General features: G+C 41.9%; 16 protein-coding genes and 1 CRISPR repeat array. Of the genes, 6 read left to right on the top strand and 10 right to left on the bottom strand.

Going from position 1 to position 18,972, the window contains the following annotated elements; all coding sequences use genetic code 11:
• Nucleotides 1-37: 37 nt before the first annotated feature.
• Nucleotides 38-411: a CRISPR direct-repeat array (repeat unit 35 nt; unit sequence GTCAGAGTGCTCCCGACTTTAAAGGGAATTGAGAC).
• Nucleotides 412-596: 185 nt separating this feature from the next.
• The 8 genes from hisIE to hisG are packed head-to-tail and all read right to left on the bottom strand — an operon-like array spanning nucleotide 597 to nucleotide 7,661.
• Complete coding sequence (hisIE, locus tag PVK79_RS09960; protein ID WP_257326601.1) at nucleotides 597-1,211, bottom strand: bifunctional phosphoribosyl-AMP cyclohydrolase/phosphoribosyl-ATP diphosphatase HisIE; 615 nt, start codon at nucleotides 1,209-1,211, stop codon at nucleotides 597-599.
• Nucleotides 1,202-1,981 carry an imidazole glycerol phosphate synthase subunit HisF gene (gene hisF / locus PVK79_RS09965; RefSeq protein WP_182732287.1) on the bottom strand — a complete coding sequence of 260 codons (780 nt, stop codon included), beginning with the start codon at nucleotides 1,979-1,981 and terminating at the stop codon, nucleotides 1,202-1,204. The genes hisIE and hisF overlap by 10 nt, the downstream gene beginning before the upstream one ends.
• Nucleotides 1,963-2,697, bottom strand: coding sequence for a 1-(5-phosphoribosyl)-5-[(5-phosphoribosylamino)methylideneamino] imidazole-4-carboxamide isomerase (locus PVK79_RS09970; RefSeq protein WP_182734177.1), 735 nt, complete (start codon nucleotides 2,695-2,697; stop codon nucleotides 1,963-1,965). The genes hisF and PVK79_RS09970 overlap by 19 nt, the downstream gene beginning before the upstream one ends.
• A 38-nt stretch (nucleotides 2,698-2,735) precedes the next feature.
• A complete protein-coding gene (hisH, locus tag PVK79_RS09975) occupies nucleotides 2,736-3,326 on the bottom strand; it encodes an imidazole glycerol phosphate synthase subunit HisH (protein WP_149980203.1) in 591 nt (196 codons plus the stop codon).
• Nucleotides 3,323-4,384: a bifunctional histidinol-phosphatase/imidazoleglycerol-phosphate dehydratase HisB gene (gene hisB, locus PVK79_RS09980; RefSeq protein ID WP_257326602.1), complete on the bottom strand. Its 1,062-nt coding sequence runs from the start codon at nucleotides 4,382-4,384 to the stop codon at nucleotides 3,323-3,325. The genes hisH and hisB overlap by 4 nt, the downstream gene beginning before the upstream one ends.
• Complete coding sequence (hisC, locus tag PVK79_RS09985; RefSeq protein WP_182734178.1) at nucleotides 4,381-5,466, bottom strand: histidinol-phosphate transaminase; 1,086 nt, start codon at nucleotides 5,464-5,466, stop codon at nucleotides 4,381-4,383. The genes hisB and hisC overlap by 4 nt, the downstream gene beginning before the upstream one ends.
• Nucleotides 5,456-6,757, bottom strand: a complete 1,302-nt coding sequence (gene hisD, locus PVK79_RS09990; protein WP_257326603.1) for a histidinol dehydrogenase — start codon at nucleotides 6,755-6,757, stop codon at nucleotides 5,456-5,458. Before hisD ends, hisC begins: the two co-directional genes overlap by 11 nt.
• A 4-nt stretch (nucleotides 6,758-6,761) precedes the next feature.
• On the bottom strand, nucleotides 6,762-7,661 hold the full coding sequence (hisG, locus tag PVK79_RS09995) for an ATP phosphoribosyltransferase (RefSeq protein ID WP_145235723.1): 900 nt from the start codon (nucleotides 7,659-7,661) through the stop codon (nucleotides 6,762-6,764).
• Nucleotides 7,662-8,022: 361 nt separating this feature from the next.
• Between hisG and PVK79_RS10000 the strand changes: the two genes are divergently transcribed.
• Nucleotides 8,023-8,256 carry a hypothetical protein gene (locus PVK79_RS10000; RefSeq protein ID WP_149980207.1) on the top strand — a complete coding sequence of 78 codons (234 nt, stop codon included), beginning with the start codon at nucleotides 8,023-8,025 and terminating at the stop codon, nucleotides 8,254-8,256.
• Between the two features lie 87 nt (nucleotides 8,257-8,343).
• Here PVK79_RS10000 and PVK79_RS10005 read toward each other — a convergent pair whose 3' ends face one another.
• Nucleotides 8,344-9,624, bottom strand: coding sequence for a cation:proton antiporter (locus tag PVK79_RS10005; protein WP_145235717.1), 1,281 nt, complete (start codon nucleotides 9,622-9,624; stop codon nucleotides 8,344-8,346).
• A 584-nt stretch (nucleotides 9,625-10,208) separates the two neighbouring features.
• Between PVK79_RS10005 and PVK79_RS10010 the strand changes: the two genes are divergently transcribed.
• From PVK79_RS10010 to PVK79_RS10030, 5 genes are all read left to right on the top strand, one after another.
• The gene (locus PVK79_RS10010; protein WP_182760406.1) at nucleotides 10,209-12,395 is read left to right on the top strand and encodes a M4 family metallopeptidase; all 2,187 of its coding nucleotides are present in this window, start codon (nucleotides 10,209-10,211) and stop codon (nucleotides 12,393-12,395) included.
• A 90-nt stretch (nucleotides 12,396-12,485) separates the two neighbouring features.
• On the top strand, nucleotides 12,486-14,351 hold the full coding sequence (locus PVK79_RS10015) for a M28 family metallopeptidase (protein ID WP_257326604.1): 1,866 nt from the start codon (nucleotides 12,486-12,488) through the stop codon (nucleotides 14,349-14,351).
• Nucleotides 14,352-14,455: 104 nt separating this feature from the next.
• A complete protein-coding gene (gene yoaA / locus PVK79_RS10020) occupies nucleotides 14,456-16,369 on the top strand; it encodes a DNA repair helicase YoaA (RefSeq protein WP_149980210.1) in 1,914 nt (637 codons plus the stop codon).
• 13 nt (nucleotides 16,370-16,382) lie between these two features.
• The gene (tsaB, locus tag PVK79_RS10025) at nucleotides 16,383-17,093 is read left to right on the top strand and encodes a tRNA (adenosine(37)-N6)-threonylcarbamoyltransferase complex dimerization subunit type 1 TsaB (protein WP_182732282.1); all 711 of its coding nucleotides are present in this window, start codon (nucleotides 16,383-16,385) and stop codon (nucleotides 17,091-17,093) included.
• Nucleotides 17,094-17,168: 75 nt separating this feature from the next.
• On the top strand, nucleotides 17,169-17,498 hold the full coding sequence (locus PVK79_RS10030; RefSeq protein WP_149980212.1) for a hypothetical protein: 330 nt from the start codon (nucleotides 17,169-17,171) through the stop codon (nucleotides 17,496-17,498).
• 168 nt (nucleotides 17,499-17,666) lie between these two features.
• Here PVK79_RS10030 and PVK79_RS10035 read toward each other — a convergent pair whose 3' ends face one another.
• Nucleotides 17,667-18,956: an alkaline phosphatase gene (locus PVK79_RS10035; RefSeq protein ID WP_182734183.1), complete on the bottom strand. Its 1,290-nt coding sequence runs from the start codon at nucleotides 18,954-18,956 to the stop codon at nucleotides 17,667-17,669.
• Nucleotides 18,957-18,972 lie beyond the last annotated feature (16 nt).

Consider the following 18,972-nt stretch of genomic DNA (forward strand, 5'->3'; position numbering starts at 1 on the left):
CTCAAGCCCTTGCGCTACGGGGCCTAGATCGGCTATAGTCAGAGTGCTCCCGACTTTAAAGGGAATTGAGACTTGGCTATAGTGCAGGGTACAGCCTCTCCTTGGTCAGAGTGCTCCCGACTTTAAAGGGAATTGAGACACGATTAATGAGGTTGAAAATAACATCATCAATGTCAGAGTGCTCCCGACTTTAAAGGGAATTGAGACTGGAAGGATTTGGTCTTTAGTTACAGACATTACAGTCAGAGTGCTCCCGACTTTAAAGGGAATTGAGACGCACTTATTTTTGGTCTATGCACTACAAATTCGTCAGAGTGCTCCCGACTTTAAAGGGAATTGAGACAAAGTTTTTTGTAACATCTTCATGTACATTTTCGTCAGAGTGCTCCCGACTTTAAATGGAATTGAGACGTTGAGGTAGTGTAATTGTTAACTATTTTTGTAAAGATGCTAAGTGGGAGTTCTTAATTTATTATATTTTGATGCAGTGTCATGCAATCTAAGGTGGAATGCCCGCATTTTTAATTGGTAAAAAAACTGAAATATTCTTTGCAAAGCGCTCAGCCAAGCTCAGCGCTTTATTAGCATTGTGATAGTTACTTATGGCGGCCTTGCAAACATGCAACGACGTCTTGTAGCTCTAGACCTTGGCGCTGTAGCAATACGATTAAGTGATATAACAAATCAGCTGATTCGTTGGTTAGCTCTTCGTTATCATGTTTCATTGCAGCTAAAGCGACCTCAACGCCTTCTTCACCCACTTTTTGACAACTGCGGCTTAAATCTTTAGCAAACAAAGAGGCGGTGTAGCTTTTTTCAGGGTCGTCGTTTTTACGCGATACAATCACTTGCTCAAGCTGCGCTAAGAAGCTTAGGCTTGGTTTTGCAGCATCACCAAAACAACTTTGTGTGCCTAAATGACAAGTTGGCCCAAGTGGGTTAGCCAGCACTAAAATAGAGTCATAGTCGCAATCAGTATGAACAGACACCACTTCTAAGTAATTCTCAGAGGTTTCGCCTTTGGTCCATAAACGGTTTTTTGAACGCGAGTAAAACGTCACTTTTTGCTTTTCAAAGGTGACTTCCAGCGATTCTTGATTCATAAAGCCTTGCATTAAAATAACCCCAGTACGGGCATCTTGCACGATGGCAGGGATCAATTCGCTTTTAGTAAAATCAACTTGGGTAAGGTTTTGTTTGGTTAGTTGCATAGTCGCGCCGCCACTTGGTTATCTATTAAATATTGTTTTAATTCGCCGATATTGATCACATTTTTGTGAAATACGCTGGCTGCCAGTGCGCCATCAACGTGGCTTTGTTTAAATACATCGACAAAATCTTGCATGGTGCCAGCACCGCCTGAGGCGATAAGTGGAATATCACACAAAGCACGCATTTTAGACAGCTGCTGGTTATCGTAGCCATTACGTACGCCATCTTGGTTCATGCAGTTGAGTACGATTTCGCCTGCGCCTAAGTCTTGCACGCGTTTTACCCACTCTTCGGTTTTATAACGGGTGCGACTTGACGCATTAGGATCGCCAGTAAGCTGATACACTAAATATTCGCCAGTTACTTCATCGTAAAAGCTATCAATGCCGACAACGACACATTGTTTGCCAAACTCATCATGTAGTTCTTTGATAAGCTCAGGACGGGCAATAGCAGGGCTGTTTATACTGATTTTATCAGCGCCGCGTTCTAATACGCGCGCTGCATCAGCCACTGATTTAATACCACCTGCAACACAAAATGGAATATCAATATGACGTGCTATGCTCTCTACCCAGTTTACATCGAGAAGGCGTTTTTCAACACTGGCGCTAATTTCATAAAATACCAGTTCGTCAGCACCGGCTTCGCTATACGCTTTAGCCATTGTTAATATGTCGCCAACCACTTCGTGGCCTTTAAATTTAACGCCTTTGACTACTTGGCCGTCTTTAACGTCTAAACACGGGATTATGCGCTTTGATAACATGCCAACGCCTCCTCTACATTAAATGCGCCATCAAGCAGTGACTTACCTAAAATAACACCGCCTACGCCAAGCTCTTTGAGCTTTTTAATGTCATCAAGCGAGCTTACACCCCCAGACGCTTGTACTTTAATATTGCTGTTGTGTTTTATTAAGTCTTCATACAATGCAAACGAAGGACCAGTCATGGTGCCGTCTTTACTGATGTCCGTGCATAGAAAGTCAATTACACCCAGTGCTACATAAAAATCTACTAATTCAAATAAGCCGAATTCTGATTCACTTAACCAACCGTGAGTGGCAGGGGCCCAGCCATTATCGGCTTTATTAACGTCGAGGGCGATAACAAAGTGCTTGGCACCGAATTTTTCAATCCAGTTTTTTACTTCATCGCGTTTTTCAACCGCCATAGAGCCAATTACTACTTGGTTAGCACCGGCTTTAAGCCAGTCGCTTACGTCTTGTTCTGTCCGAATACCGCCACCAACTTGATACGGTACGTTTAGTGCTTTGGTGGCTGCTTGAATGTGTTGCCATTGTTTTTTATTAGGATCGCGTGCGCCTTCTAAATCAACAAGGTGTAATTTACCTGCGCCGCTTTGTGCGTACTCTTGTAAGCGCGCACCAAGCTCAAACGGGTAAAACTGTGCGGTATCGTATTTACCTTGATATAAGCGCACAATTTGATTTTGTAATACATCTAATGCTGGAATAATCACTTGAATTCTCTTTATTAATTTGTGTTGATACGCTTTATTTATAGCTGCCAGTCTAAAAAGTTCTGCAATAACTGAGTGCCGACTTTAGCGCTACGTTCAGGGTGAAATTGCATACCCGCGTAGTTATCGTTGGCAACAATCGCTGAGAAGGTTTGCCCGTATTCGCCACTAACCAATGTTGCATCATTCACGGTATGAGCAAAACTATGCACAAAATATACTTGCTTGTTTGCATCAAGGCCTTTGGTTAAAGCATGTTCACGATTAACGGTGAGGTTATTCCAACCCATGTGCGGAGACGTTAAACTACCCACATCAAGTGCTTTAACGTGCCCAGGTATTTTGCCAAGGCATTGCACATTACCTTCTTCAGTGCTTTCGCACAGTAACTGCATGCCTAAACAAATTCCCATCAGAGGGCGTTGGTATTCATTGATTGCCTGTTGCCAACCGCCTTCTACCAAGCGCTTCATAGCAACAGATGCATGGCCAACACCTGGTAAAATGGCGCGTTCAAAGTTTTTAAGTTGCTCTGGCGAGGTGATCACTTCTGGCGTTTGCCCTAAGCGCTCAAAAGCAAAGCGTACAGAGTTTATGTTGGCACAACCGGTGTTAATTATGGCAATCATAAACACCCCTTAGAGCTTGCTGTTTGTTGGCTGGCGTCAGCGGCAATGGCCATACGTAAAGCGCGAGAAAACGCTTTAAATAAACCTTCAACTTGGTGATGACAGTTACCGTCGCTAACCGACAATATTAAGCTGATCGCTGCATTGTCGCTTAAGCTTTTGAAAAAGTGTTCAACCATTTGTACGTCTAAATCACCGGCTTTTTCACGGCTAAAGTTAGCGTTTAATACAAACGAAGCACGACCTGACAAGTCAATTTGTGCCTCTGCTTTGCATTCATCCATCGGTAGGGCAAAACCATAGCGAGCAATTTGTGATTTAGTACCAAGGGCTTGTTTAAGCGCTAAACCAAGGGCAATGCCGATATCTTCAACAAGGTGGTGCTCGTCAATGTGCAAGTCGCCGCTGGCTTGAATATCAAGGCCAATATTGGCATGGGTGCGAATTTGATCAAGCATGTGATCAAAAAAGCCTAGGCCAGTGCTGATCTCGCCATTTTTACTTTGATCTAAATTGAGTTTTACATCAATTTGCGTTTCTTTAGTGTTGCGAGTCACGCGGCCTTGTCGATCAGCGGTGGTAAGTTTAGTGACAATTGCATTCCAATCACCGTCATACAAAATACCTTCACAACACAAGTTTTGTGCAAGGCCAATATCTGTTTGGCGATCGCCAATCACAAATGAGCGTGCTAAATCGACTTTACCTGAGCGCATTAACTCGGTAAGCAACCCTGTTTTTGGCTTACGACAATCACAATTTTGCTCATTAAAGTGTGGGCAAATTAATACGTCGTCAAATTTAATGCCTTGGCTTGATAAAATAGCCATCATCTTATCTTGGGCAATATCAAAATCAGCCATTGGAAAGCTGTCAGTGCCTAAGCCATCTTGGTTTGACACCATCACCAAACGATAGCCTGCGCCTTGTAATTGCAAAAGAGCAGGGATCACGCTTGGTAAAAACGCTAACTTTTCAAGACTGTCTACTTGCTTGTCGGTGATTGGCTCTTCAATAATAGTGCCATCACGGTCGATAAATAAATACGGGTTGCTCATGATACTTCCTGCTCTTTAAAAGTGGCTGATTGGCTTAGGCCATCTAACCATATTTTTACTTGTTCTAGTTCTTGCTCACTGCCGATTGAAATACGTAGCCAATCGTTTTCGCCGTATAAAGTAAAAGCACGCATAACTAAGCCTTGCTCAAGTGCGATATTAAAGCTGTTTTTATCGGCGAGCTTTAGGGTGACAAAGTTTCCTTCGCCACTGAGCACTTGTAATACGGCAGGGGAGGCTTCGAGCCACAGCTTTAGCTTTGCCCTTAGTGCATTTAAAATACTTACTTGGCGACGCATTGAAGTAATGGCATCTGGGCTGAGTGCATTTGCAGCAATGCTTGCCACTACCGTTGATACCGGATACGGTGCAATCACTTTACGGATTGGCGCTAGTACTGACGATTGGGCAAGAGTAAAGCCTGTACGCAGGCCTGCTAACGCAAATGCTTTAGAGAGCGTTCTCAGTACTACTATGTTGGCAAATTCGTTGATGAGTTTGCTTGCACTTTGCTCTGGGCAAAATTCAATATAAGCTTCATCCACAACGACCAGTGCTTTATCGGCAAGTGCTGTTGCAATAGCCTTTATTTTTTCAAGCGGTGTTAAGCTGCCTGTTGGGTTATTTGGATTACAAATAAACACTAATTTGCTATTACCAACAGCGTTGATTATTTGATCAACAGTACCATCGAATAATAATGCTTGGCTTAAGCCATTTATTGCTACGTTGTGAGTGTCGGCGGTGACTTTGTACATGCCGTACGTAGGTAAAAATAAAGCAACCGAATCTTGCTCTGGTTGGCAATAGGTGCGTACCAGTAGCTCAATACCTTCATCCGCACCACGGGTCATAAGTACTTGTTCAGCAGTGAGTCCTGCGTAATCAGCATAGCGGTTAATAACATTCATAGGCTGCGGATCAGGGTAGCGATTTAAATCATTAATGCTGATATCGATACTTTTAACATACGGGCTTTCATTTGCATTAAGCCACGTTGTGCCGGTTAGTTTCTCACTTTTTGCCGAGCTATATGCTGCTAATGCATCAATATTGGCCGGTAATAAAGGGTTATTGCTCATTGTTCATCGCCTCTAAACGCACCTTAACGGCATTTGCGTGGGCATCAAGTCCTTCTGCATCAGCCAATGGTAAAATTGCTTTTGATAAGTTTTTTAAACCATTTTGAGTAATGGTTTGTACGGTATAAGTGCGAAAAAAATCAAGTAAGTTTAAGCTTGAATAAGTGGCACTGTAGCCATAGGTTGGTAATACGTGATTAGTACCAGAGGCATAATCACCAGCAGATTCTGGCGTGTAGTCACCCACAAACACAGATCCTGCATTTTTAACTTTGTTTAAATATGGGTTGGCATCAGCCAGTTGCAGTATTAAGTGTTCAGGGCCGTATTGTGCTGATACAGCAAATGCTTGCTCGATTGAATCAACCAAAATAAGCGATGAATTAGCCAATGCTTTTGCGGCAATATCTTGACGCGATAGTTTGGCTAATTGGCGTTCAATAGCTTGCTCGGTGCGGGCAATCATACGTTCACTGTTACACAGTAAAATTACTTGCGAATCAGCGCCGTGCTCAGCTTGAGATAATAAATCAGCGGCAATAAATTCAGGGTTTGCGCGCTCATCGGCAATCACTAACACCTCAGACGGGCCCGCAGGCATATCGATCGCCATGCCTGGTATGGTCTGAGCTACTAGTTGTTTAGCCATAGTCACAAAGCTGTTACCCGGGCCAAAAATTTTATTCACCTTGGGCACTGAGTCTGTACCATAAGCCATTGCGGCGATTGCACCTGCGCCGCCACTTTCTACGATTGTTTTGATACCGCATAGTTTAGCCGCATATAAAATTGCTGGGTTTATCGGTAAATCACCTTGCACCGGTGTTGCTAACACTACGGTTGTCGCTCCACTTAGCTGCGCCAGTACACCTTGCATGATCACTGATGAAGGCAATGGCGCACTGCCACCTGGCACATATATTCCAACGGCTTCAATGGCTTGGTATTTTAGTTCACATAACACACCGGGCTGAGTCGACAATTTAATATCTTTGGGTAGCTGTGCTTGGTGAAAACGTTTTACATTAGCGTAGGCTGTGTCTATCGCGTATTTAAGCTCAGCGCTTAACTGCTGCTCAGCGACATTGAGCTCACTTTGCGGCACTAATAAGCGCGGATTTTCGCGGTTATCATATTGCTTAGCCATGTCGAGTAAGGCTGTGTCGCCTTGCTCTTTTACGCTTGCCATAATAGCTTGGCAAATAGCTTCTACTTCCACACTTGCACTAACAGCAGGGCGCATTAGCGCCGCTGCTTGTGCATCTTTGGAAACCTCATTCCAGCGCAACATTGACTTACTCCATCATTTTTTCAATTGGCATAACGAGGATAGAGTTGGCGCCTAGCGCTTTTAATTGCTCCATTGTTTCCCAAAATAATGTTTCACTGCTCACCATGTGCAGGGCTACGTACTCATCAGAGCCAGCAAGAGCTAATACCGTTGGTTGGCCAGAGCCTGGTAAAATATCGCAAATTTCATCCAGTTTATCTTTTGGCGCGTGCAGCATGATGTATTTGCTTTCTTTGGCTTGTCTCACGCCGCGTAAGCGTGGCATAAGTTTGTTGATAAGTGCTAGTTTGTCAGCATCTTGTAAGTCTTTATTTTGGATAAGGCAGGCGTTTGATTCTAAAATAGTATCGCCTTGCATAAGGCCGTTGGCTTCAAGTGTGGCACCGGTAGATACTAAATCACAAATTGCATCAGCAAGTCCTGCACGTGGTGCGACTTCTACAGAGCCAGTCAGCATTACTGTGCTGGCGTTTATGCCTTCACGCTTTAAGTATTGAGTTAAGATTTCAGGGTAGGTGGTAGCAATGCGTTTGCCTTCAAACCAGCTTTTATCTTGCTTGCCAAGTTCTGACGGCCATGCAAGTGCAAGGCGACAGTAGCCAAAATCAAGTTTAGACAATTTAGTTACTTCACTTGGTACGCCTTGGCGCTGGCGCTCAGCTTGTACTTCAACGAGTACGTTTTCGCCTACTATGCCTAAATCACACACGCCGTCCATTACCAGACCGGGTATATCGTCATCGCGCACACGTAGTACGTCAATCGGCATATTGGTTGAGTGGGCAATCAAACGTTGCTCACGCAAGTTAAGTTTAACACCTAGCTGTTTTAGTAAGTCTTGGCAATCTTTAGAAAGGCGGCCACCTTTTTGGATGGCGATACGTAGACGGTTGCTATTACTCATTATTCATTTTTCCTTTAATTTAAAAACTAAAAACCCCGAGGGAACCTCAGGGCGAAAAATGAATCATTGTATGTTGACTCGCCAGAGGTTCCTTTTAGGAATAACCTCTCAGCGAAAGACCTGACAGGTTATTCCGGTGAATGGTGGTGATGATGTACTGTTGTCAGGTTTAAGCGCATTATAATATATCCTAAATAACTTTCGTTTTATCATTGCTTCATGTAAACAAAAGTGTTTAATCTGTTTAAGTAAATTTCACATATAGAAAAACACATTTGTGGGGAAGCTGGCAAGTTTTTTTTGCATAAATTAAAGAATAAGCTATAACGGCCGATGATAAGAGTAACCAAAGGAGGAACGTATGGATATTATGATCCCTTATTTAGGGCAGATCACTCGTTTGCAACTTGAGTCGAAAGGCGCTTTTCATATTGCGGGGCTAAAAGATTCGAACGCGCAGCGAATTGAACGTGAAAAGCGGCAAAAACGTCAGTTGGAGCGCAAAGAACTACTGCCTAAAGAAAAGCTTGAAACAGCTAAGAAAGAGCGCAAAACAGACGAGGAAGACGAAACCCATTTAGACACATGGGCGTAATATTTATAGGATCTTATGCATAGGAAATGCATAACTAATTCTAGCACCGTAAGCATTAGCTCGCGGCGCCAGAAGTAAGTTTAAATGTTAGTTTTGTTGTTTGGCACTAATGCTACTGTGAATTAACGGCGAAATAGTGAGCCCTTGCACAATAATCGAAAATATCACCACAACGTAGGTAACAATAACAAGCAGGTTATGTAAATCAGAGCCGCCCACAAATACTTGATCACGAGGAATTGCCGCAGCCATTGCTAAAGCAAGGCCACCGCGCAGGCCGCCCCAGGTTAAAATTTTAACTGAGTGTTTGTCGTATTTTCTAAATTTCTTAAATACCACAAACGGTGCGCCAACACTGATAAAGCGAGCAAGTAATACTACAGGCACCATTAGTAGTCCTAAACCAATTTCAGCTAGGCTGATGGGCATAGTGACAATTAGCATACCGATAATCAAAAACAACAACGCATTTAAAAAGCTATCGGTGGCGTGCCAAAAGTCTTTTACGTAGCGAGTGTCTTCAGGCCCGGTGCGCTCTGTCGCTTTAGTACGGGTTATATTACCTAACAATATACCGCTAGTTACCATCGCCAGTGCGCCAGATATTTCCCATATATTGGCAGCGGCGAATCCTGCTGTCGGTATAGTTAAGGTTAGTAACAAGCGAATATTTACATCACGACTGTTGATGATCAGATAATGACCCACTAACGCAATCACTAAACCAAATGCAATCCCTCCCAGTGCGTCGACAAAGAATAGCTCTGCAATGCCTGCTGCACTGGCTTCAGTGTCGAGAAAAGCCACGGCAAAAATAGTGGTAAAAATAACTAAACCAATACCGTCATTAAATAATGATTCACCTTCAACTTGCACAGAAATGCCTTCAGGGGCACGCATTTGTTTAATAATTGCAAGCACTGCAATTGGATCGGTTGGACTTATTAATGCACCAAACAATAAACAATAGATAAAAGGCACCGCAAAGCCTAACGCGGCAAATAAGTAAAAGCTTAAAAAGCCAATGATAAAGGTGGAGGCTAAGGTCGAAAATAACACCAGTACGGTAATTTCAAAACGTTGTTTTTTGAGTGCCGCAAGGTTAATTTCCAGTGCGCCTGCAAACAGTAAAAAGCCGAGCATGCCTTTGAGTAATAATTGATTAAAATCGATACTTGAGACTATTTGTGTAATCTCCAGTGCGGTTGAATCGCCCAATAATTTTACCGCGAGTATTAATAACAATGAAATCACTACTGAGCCAGTTGTTATGGCAATAGTGGTTTGCATTTTGAGGATATACTGGTTAGCAAATGCGATAAAAATCGCTAATGCAGATAAAAAACAAATGAGGTACCAAGCATTCATTGTTTGACCTTAAATAATATATTGGAATGAGCAAAAGGGAATGTACTTTCGCGCGGGTATGTTACTCCTGAGACTTTGAAATGTCACCGCGACAATGCTGATAATTACACTTTTAAGAGGCGTTTTTGCTACTCACGTAGCAACAACGAAATTAATTGATGGTTTTGTTTGAGACTTTATCGACATTACTGCTTTTAAACCGCAATAGCTTCTTTGCTAATCGTCAATATTTGCAGTTTGCTATCTACATATATAGCTCTGTTGTCAATCAACATAATCACTGCAGTTATAGGTCTGAGCAGAAATGACATTTAATACATTACCAATAATAAAGACAAATGAAATGCAAGCAAATGTTAATTTTATGTATCCATATATTTACATTTGCTGGGTTTTTTTGTTTTTTAATTAACAATTTAAGGTTAAGTCATTGTTTTAGAGTGTTTCAGCTTTCGTATTTGTTAATTTTTTGTTTAATTTTCAATTTCAGTAAAAACAGTCTAGGCTGAATCTGAATCGGGAACGGGTAGTGCCGGTTTAATACAAAAATATTAAATAAATAACAATTTAAATGGAGCGTAAACGTGAATTTATCTAAAATCACATTAGCAACTCTTGCTGCTTTTGCGGTAACGCAAGTATCAAGTGCAGTAGCTGCAAATAAACAATATCTGAATGAGCAAGCAGCCCTAACTACAGCTTTGCAAAATAGTGCGTCATCGGTACTTATGGCAAGCCCAATCCAGTTAGTTGGTTTGGATGCAGGTAATGAGTTAGTCGTATTAAAAGAAGTAAAAAGTAATAATGGTGATACGACTCGGCGTTATCAACAACAGTATCAAGGATTACCAGTCATTGGTGATACTGTGAGTTTAACGTTTGATAATAATGGCCAATTAAAACGCGCTCATGGTGCTGCTGTATATGATATTAGTAGCGATATAAGCTCAGTGATGCCAAAACTCAGTAAAAAAATGGCTATTACACAGGGGTTAAAAAACTCCCCCGCAGCGGCTAAATCAGTAAGCCTTAAAAAACACAATGAACAATCGCGTTTAGCGATTTGGCTTGATGCGCAACATGTCGCACATTTAGTGTATGAAGTATCGTATGTTACTTATGGTGCTAATCCTTCTCGACCTTATCAGATCATTGATGCGAATTCTGGTGAGGTTTTGCATAGCTTTGATAACCTTCAACATGCCAATGCTACAGGCCCTGGTGGAAATTTAAAAACAGGAAAGTACATTTACGGAACTGATTTTAGTAGTTTAGATGTGTCGCAATCAGGCAACACTTGCACCATGAATAACGCAAATGTTAAAACCATTAATTTAAATGGTGGCACCAGTGGCTCTTCAGCGTATTCCTTTACTTGCCCCGAAAACACCTTTAAGGAAATAAATGGCGCTTATTCGCCATTAAATGACGCGCACTACTTTGGTAATGTCATTTTTAATATGTATAACGACTGGATTGGTTCTCCTCCGCTGTCTTTTCAATTGCAAATGCGTGTTCATTACGGCAGTAATTATGAAAATGCTTTTTGGGACGGATCAGCAATGACTTTTGGTGATGGTCAAAATACCTTTTATCCATTAGTTAGTTTAGATGTTTCTGCTCATGAAGTTAGCCATGGTTTTACTGAGCAAAATTCAGGGCTTGTATACAGTGGGAAATCGGGCGGCTTGAATGAAGCGTTTTCTGATATGGCTGGTGAAGCTGCCGAGTTTTATATGCTAGGCACTAATGATTGGTTAGTTGGCCAAGAAATTTTCAAAGGCAATGGTGCATTGCGTTACATGAATAACCCGACCCAAGATGGTAGTTCAATTGATAACCAATCGAGTTATTATTCTGGGATGGATGTACATTACAGCTCCGGTGTATTTAATAAAGCATTCTATAACTTAGCAACTAAAGCTGGTTGGGATACTAGAAAAGCTTTTGAGGTTATGGCGCGTGCAAACCAATTATATTGGACCGCTAGTACCAATTGGGACTTGGCAGGGAATGGCGTAATGGATGCGGCATGTGATTTAGATTACAGCCCAGGTGATGTACAAAGCGCACTTGCGGCAGTGGGTGTAACGTCAAATTTAAGCCCTGGCAGTAGTTGTGGAGGAGTAGAGCCACCAATTGACGAGCCACTTAGCAATGGCGTGCCACGCACTGGGATCAGTGGTACAGAAAAACAGCAACTGTTCTTTACCTTAGAAGTACCAGCTAATGCCACTAATTTGCAGTTTAATACGGTAGGTGGCAGTGGTGATGCGGACTTGTATGTAAAATTTGCGCAAAGACCAACACTAAATAGTTTTGACTGTAACAGCACGACTTCAACCAGCACTGAAAGCTGTGCTATCAGCAATGTTCAAGCAGGTACTTACTATGTAATGGTTGAAGCCTGGAACCAAATATCGGGCGTTTCACTCACGGGGAGTTTTGATGGCGGTGATACGGGTAGTACACCAATAAACCGTACTGAAACCAATGTAAGTGTTAGCTCAGGTGGTTGGACTCGTTTTAGTCAAGAACTAAGCGCAGGTTATTCAACATTGAATGTCGCTATAGCGGGTGGTTCTGGTGATGCAGACTTGTATGTTAATTTTGGTTCGCCATCATCAACATCGTCTTATCAATGTCGACCATATAAAAATGGTAACAACGAAAGTTGCGAAATTACTGCTCCACAAGCGGGCACTTGGTATATTGATTTACAAGGCTACAGCGCGGCAAGTGGCGTAACGTTAACAATAACGGCTAACTAATCCCTCACCTAAGGGAGTATTCGCTCCCTTTTTTCCCCTTATATTTTCAGAGTCTGAATTTGGGTAAACACAGAAAAAAAGGAAACTGTTATGAATATCTTTGCACCAAGCGTCCTGCTTGGCACTGTGTCATTATTGGTAAGTCAGCTGGTAATAGCACAAGAGCCTGACAGTATTTGGGTAAGTATTGACCCTGTAGCAGCTAAACATTACAAATTAAACCAAACAGCTCATAAACACAGTACAGAGCTCCTCGCTCCACAAGCATCCAGCTTATCTTCTGTTGATTTTATGCGTATTAAACAGGCTGAAGTGGCTAATTTAAGTGAATTTATGCACGACAATTACCATCGTTGCGGTGGCTTTGTAGCACATGAATCATTGCTTGAGGCGCAGCTTTATACTGAGCAATTAGCTAAAGTACAGAATCAGTCAATCAACAGTTTGGCTATTAACTACACAATAGATAATGCGCAAACGGTACAGACACTGATCAATAACATTAGTCCTAATGATCTAACCAATACCGTTAATTCGTTGAGTGCTTTTAATAATCGCTATTACTCAGTACAAAGTGGAGTTGATGCATCTCAATGGTTAAAAGATTATTGGCAACAGTTAGCGAGCAACCGCGCTGATATTAGTGTTGATTACTTTAGCCATAGTTGGTCGCAATCATCTGTAATTGTGACTATTCAAGGCAGCGAAAAAGCGGATGAAATAGTAATTGTTGGCGGTCATTTAGATTCAATTAATCAATCAAATCCTAGTAATGGTAGAGCGCCCGGTGCGGATGATAATGCCTCCGGTATTGCGGTCTTGTCAGAAGTGCTTCGGGCAATCGTAGATAATAACTATCAACCACAAAGAACAATCCAAATTATGGGTTTTGCAGCTGAAGAAGTAGGGCTGCGAGGTTCAAAAGCGATTGCAACGGCGTATAAATCACAGGGCAAAAATGTGGTAGGTATGGTGCAATTTGATATGACCGGTAATCATGGCAGTAGCGATGATATTGTGATGATGACAGATTATACTAACAGCGGCCAAAATCAGTTTTTGGGACAATTGATCGACACTTATTTACCCACCCTAAGTTATGGTTTTGATCAGTGTGGATATGGCTGTTCAGATCATGCTTCGTGGTATCAGCAGGGCTTTGCCGCCTCAATGCCATTTGAGTCGCGCATGGCTGATATTAACCCGCTAATCCATACTGCAAACGACAGTAATTTTGATGCTGATCATGCGAGTAAATTTGCCAAACTTGCGGTGAGCTACTTAGCTGAACTGGCTAAAAATGCCGGCTATGAAGTACCACCCACTGACAATGAACTGGAAAATGGTGTCACAGTGTCTGGAATTAATGCGCTTGCTAAAGAGCAAGTTTTTTATACCTTAGCAGTCCCTGCAGGAAGTAGTAATTTAAACTTTACTACAGCAGGTGGCAGTGGCGATGCTGATCTATACGTTAAGTTTGGCGCATCGCCTACTTTACAAGACTTTGACTGTAACAGCACTAATTCAAACAGTAATGAAGCATGCGCTATTAGTAATATACAATCAGGTACATATCATGTCATGGTTGAAGCATGGAGCGCTATTACCGATGTTTCCTTAACGGGTAGTTATGATGGTGACAATAATGTACCGACACCGATTAATCGTACCGAGACGAATGTCAGTGTGGCAACAGGAGGTTGGACTCGCTTTAGTCAAAATATCAGTGCGGGTTACGCGTCGTTAAATATTTCTATTTTAGGTGGTAGCGGGGATGCTGATCTGTATGTGAATTTTGGTTCGCCGTCATCAACGTCAACATATCAATGTCGACCTTATAAAAATGGTAATAATGAAAGCTGTACTATTAGCAATCCCCAAGCTGGTGCTTGGTATATTGATTTACAAGGTTACACTGCGGCAAGTGGTATTACTTTAACGATCAACGCACAATAATAACAATAGCAAAGGGGCATTGCTCCTTTGCTATTTGCTTTGCGTATTCACTTGCCCTTGGGGCTATGCTTACGTAAAATCCCGCTATTATTTTTAGCAAAGCGATCGTTATTATCAAACAGCTTTTTAGTGCAGCAGGCCCGTTAGCGCAATCTCTAGATGGTTATACGCCTCGCCAACCGCAGATCGATATGGCGGTTGCGGTGAGTGATGCATTAAAAAACCGCTCGCAATTAGTGGTTGAAGCGGGCACTGGTACAGGTAAAACCTACGCTTATTTAGCCCCTGCGCTAAAGTCTAAAGGTAAAACAATAATTTCAACCGGCACGAAAGCGCTGCAAGAACAATTATATCACCGTGATTTACCTCAATTAGTCAAAGCGCTTAGTGCGAGTAAAAAAACCGCGCTGCTAAAAGGGCGCAGTAACTATCTATGTACTTATCGGCTTAATCAGCATGTTGCCCATGTACCGACCGATGATTCTGATGTGATGCATCAATTGGCCATGGTGGCTAAATTTGCCAGTGAAACGCACACCGGTGATCTGGCTGATTGTATTGGTATCGAAGAAGATGCCAAAGTATTACCTTATGTAAGCTCCACTGCGGATAACTGCTTAGGTAAAGAGTGTCCTGATTTTCAAGATTGCTATATTCGCAAAGCCCGCTTAAAAGCGATGGATGCCGATATAGTAGTGGTTAACCATCATTTGTTTTTTGCAGACATGGCGGTAAAAGATACCGGCTTTGCTGAACTCATTCCCACAGCTGATGCCTATATATTTGATGAAGCACACCAATTAAGTGAAATTGCCAGTGATTACTTTGGTGAGAGTATCAGCACTAAAAAGCTGGTGGACTTAATTAATGATTTACGAGCAATTTATCGCTCTGACATTCCGGATATGCTGCAACTTGGTAAAACCTTAAATAAGCTTGAAACCAGTGTTGCAGACTTGCGCTTACAATTTGGCTTAGATGGTAGCCGAGGTGATTGGCGACAAATGCTGGCAAGTAAAGAAATTTGCGCCGCGTTACATAGGGTGATCAGCGATTTAGACTTTTTGTATCAAGTACTCAAACATTGTTTAGACCGTAGCGATAAAATAGAACACCCATTTGAGCGTACCTTAGCTTTTAAAGGGCAATTAGAACGGGTGTTTGATATAAGCCAAACAGGTAACAGTTATTGGTATGAAACAACACGCCGCTATTTAACCGTACATATAACTCCGCTTAACGTATCAGTTAAATTTGCGCAAATGATGGCAGACACGGGGGCTGGCTTTGTATTCACCTCAGCGACTCTATCTGTCGATAATGCACTTGATCATTTTAACGCAAGCCTTGGCCTTAAGCCTGCCAAAAGTATGATGGTTGATAGTCCGTTTGATTATTATCAGCAAGCCTTATTATGTTTACCGCGTTATTTACCTGAAACACATGCAGCGAATATGCCTCATGCGATTGTTAAGCTTACCCTCGATTTAATTAAAGCAGCAAAAGGGCGCTGCTTTGTATTGTTTACCAGCTATCGGATGATGCACTTAGTCGCCGAAGGGCTAAGTACTCAGATTGATTATCCTATTTATATGCAAGGGCAAATGTCTAAACGTATTATTTTAGAAAAATTTACCCGCCATGGTAATGCCGTATTATTAGGTACTGCGTCGTTTTGGGAAGGAGTTGATGTCAGAGGTAGCACACTCAGTTGTGTTATTATTGATAAGTTACCCTTTGCAGCACCCGATGATCCACTGCTCCAAGCTAAAATGCAAGATGCGCAATTACAAGGACATGATCCCTTTGCTTATATTCAACTGCCACAAGCGGTGATTGCACTAAAACAAGGCGTTGGACGACTGATCCGCGATAGTAAGGATAAAGGGGTGTTGGTGATTTGCGATAACCGTTTAGTGACACGCCAATACGGCCAAGTCTTTTTAAAAAGCTTGCCGCCGATGCGCCGCACACGTAGCCTTCAAGTGGCCAGTGAATTTTTAGAACACATTAACTAGAGAAATAATTACCATGAATAACGCAATCAGTACTAGTGATATTAATCTATTAGCATTTGACGCTTCTACCGAAGCATTGTCTTTAGTGCTCAATTATAATGGTCAGTTATTTCACCATTTTGAAGTATGCCCGCAACAGCATAGTCAAAAAATCTTACCGTTGGTTGATCAGTTGTTAGCTAAGGCAAATTGCCGTTTAACTGATTTAGATGTTATTGGTTTTGGCCAAGGCCCAGGTAGTTTCACTGGCGTGCGTATTAGTGTCGCCATTGCGCAAGGCTTAGCTTATGCATGTAAACTGCCACTAGTTGGTGTGTCAACGCTGCAAATGATGGCGCAGCAAGCTTATCAACAAACCGGTGAAAAAAGTGTATTTAGTGCTATTGATGCGCGTATGGGAGAAATATATTTTGCCCATTACAGAATCAGTGATAATGGTGTGATGACCTTACAAGGTGACGAACAAGTATTAAAACCAGCATTATTATCTCTTGCAGACGAACCAGGGATTGCAGTGGGCACTGGCTGGCAAACATACCCTGAGGCACTGGCAGATAACCCACAAATTGCTATCAATAACGACATCATATTACCTGATGCCGGTTTTATGTTGGCTACAATTAGCGATGATTTCAGTGCGCAACGTACGGTCAGTGCTGCGCAAGCTCAACCTAAATATGTACGTGATACAGTAACCTGGAAAAAATTACCTGGACGCGAATAAACTGATTAATAAAGCAACTTGCAAGGTTATTAAATTTGGCACATAATTTAATAACCTAAGTAACGAGACGCAACTTTGAATCTACCTATTGGCTCTGGGTTTTACTCGGGAGACATACCCGGTAAAATTACCTCAAGACAGATCAACACTAATAAACCTCAGGGGTTATTGGAGCAATCTGCTGCTGATAATAAACAGTCTGCGGAGTTTGTTAAATCAAGCCAAGCAGGTATTGCGCTGGCTGATAAGTTACAAAGTGACACTGCCCAACCTAGTTACCGACAAACGATTTATGACCAGCCGACAGCCAAAGTAAGTCGTGCTATTTCAACCTACACCGAGTTTGCTAATTTAGAACGCCGAGCTGAAGTACAAAACTTAATTGGTGTGGACATCTACGCTTAACAATTAGACAGTAATTTAACTCTGTGTTGATGTGCCAGTATTTGGCAAAAGTTTACCTCCAGCTGTGATTAAAAAAGCCCAGATACATTATGACTGGGCTTTTTATAATTAACCTTTAATATTGTAGTTAGCCTCTACCCTAAGGAAAAGCAACATGCCAGTTAAACGTTACTGCTGTTCAATAAAGCCGATCAGTTTATCTGCAATATCAGTATTGTTTTGTGAGCCGATAAATTTATCAGCACCTTTACCATAGGCAAATACTTGTACATCAATAGCAGTGTGACCGCCGGTAGTCCAACCGGTGAAGCTGGCTCTACTGATAATATCTTTAATGGCAAGATTAAGTGGTTTATCGCCTAGTTTTTTTGCTTGTTCAAGCTTGATCTGGTTTTCGGGAGTGTATTCTATATTCGTGTTAGCAGTCCAAATGGCTTTTAAATCATTAGACTCAGACATTAATTTAGTTAATTTAACGGCTGTGGCTTTCACGCCTTTTACTACCTCGGTTTCCCATTTATATTGCCCATGCGCACCTAATGTTAAACCACCTGTTGAGTGATCTGCGGTGATCACCAATAAGGTATCCGGGTTTTTATCAACGTACGCTTTTGCTTGCTCGATTGATTTAGCAAAATCATCCATTTCCGCCATTGCACAGGCAATATCATTGGCATGGCCACACCAATCAATTTGGCTACCTTCGATCATCACAAAAAAGCCATTTTTGTTATTTTCATCAAGTAACTCAAGCGCTTTATTGGTCATTTGTGCTAAGCGTGTTGGGTTATTATCTAACGCAAAGTCAAGCCCAACTGGAGCAAATAATCCCAGCGCAGGAATTTGCTTAATATCTTTTAACGCACTAAAGTCATCACTGTATTGATAGCCCGCTTGCTTAAATTCTGCAACTAAATTACGGTCTTCGCGGATGTAATATTTAGTACCGCCACCGAGCATTAAATCAACGGGAAGTTTTCCGGCAATTTTATTATCAATATAATCATTGGCAATTTCATCGTAATTACGACGAGATTCATTATGTGCAGCGAAGCTTGCAGGCGTGGCATGATTGATTTGTGAGGTTGCAACTAATGCGGTGATCATGCCTTTTTGTTTGGCAATTTCGAGCATTGTTTTTACCGGTTTTTTATCGGTATCAACTGCAATTGCACCATTATAGCTTTTATGGCCTGAGCTCAAAGCAGTTGCGCCAGCAGCACTGTCAGTTACATAAGTATGGTCGTCAGGGTAAGTATGTGCCATGCCTTTAAGGATTGTATCAAACACCGTGCCTTCTATTTCTTTGGTAGACGGATCATCTTTAAAGTAGCGATATGCTGTAGTATAAGCGGGGCCCATGCCATCACCAATCATATAAATTATGTTTTTTGGTGCTTGCTCTGCGTATGCACTTGCTGAGCATAATAATGCCAAGAGGCTTATTTGTTTCTTCATCTTTGTACCCTGTTTA

The organism is Pseudoalteromonas rhizosphaerae (assembly GCF_028885455.1).
GTDB lineage: Bacteria > Pseudomonadota > Gammaproteobacteria > Enterobacterales > Alteromonadaceae > Pseudoalteromonas > Pseudoalteromonas rhizosphaerae.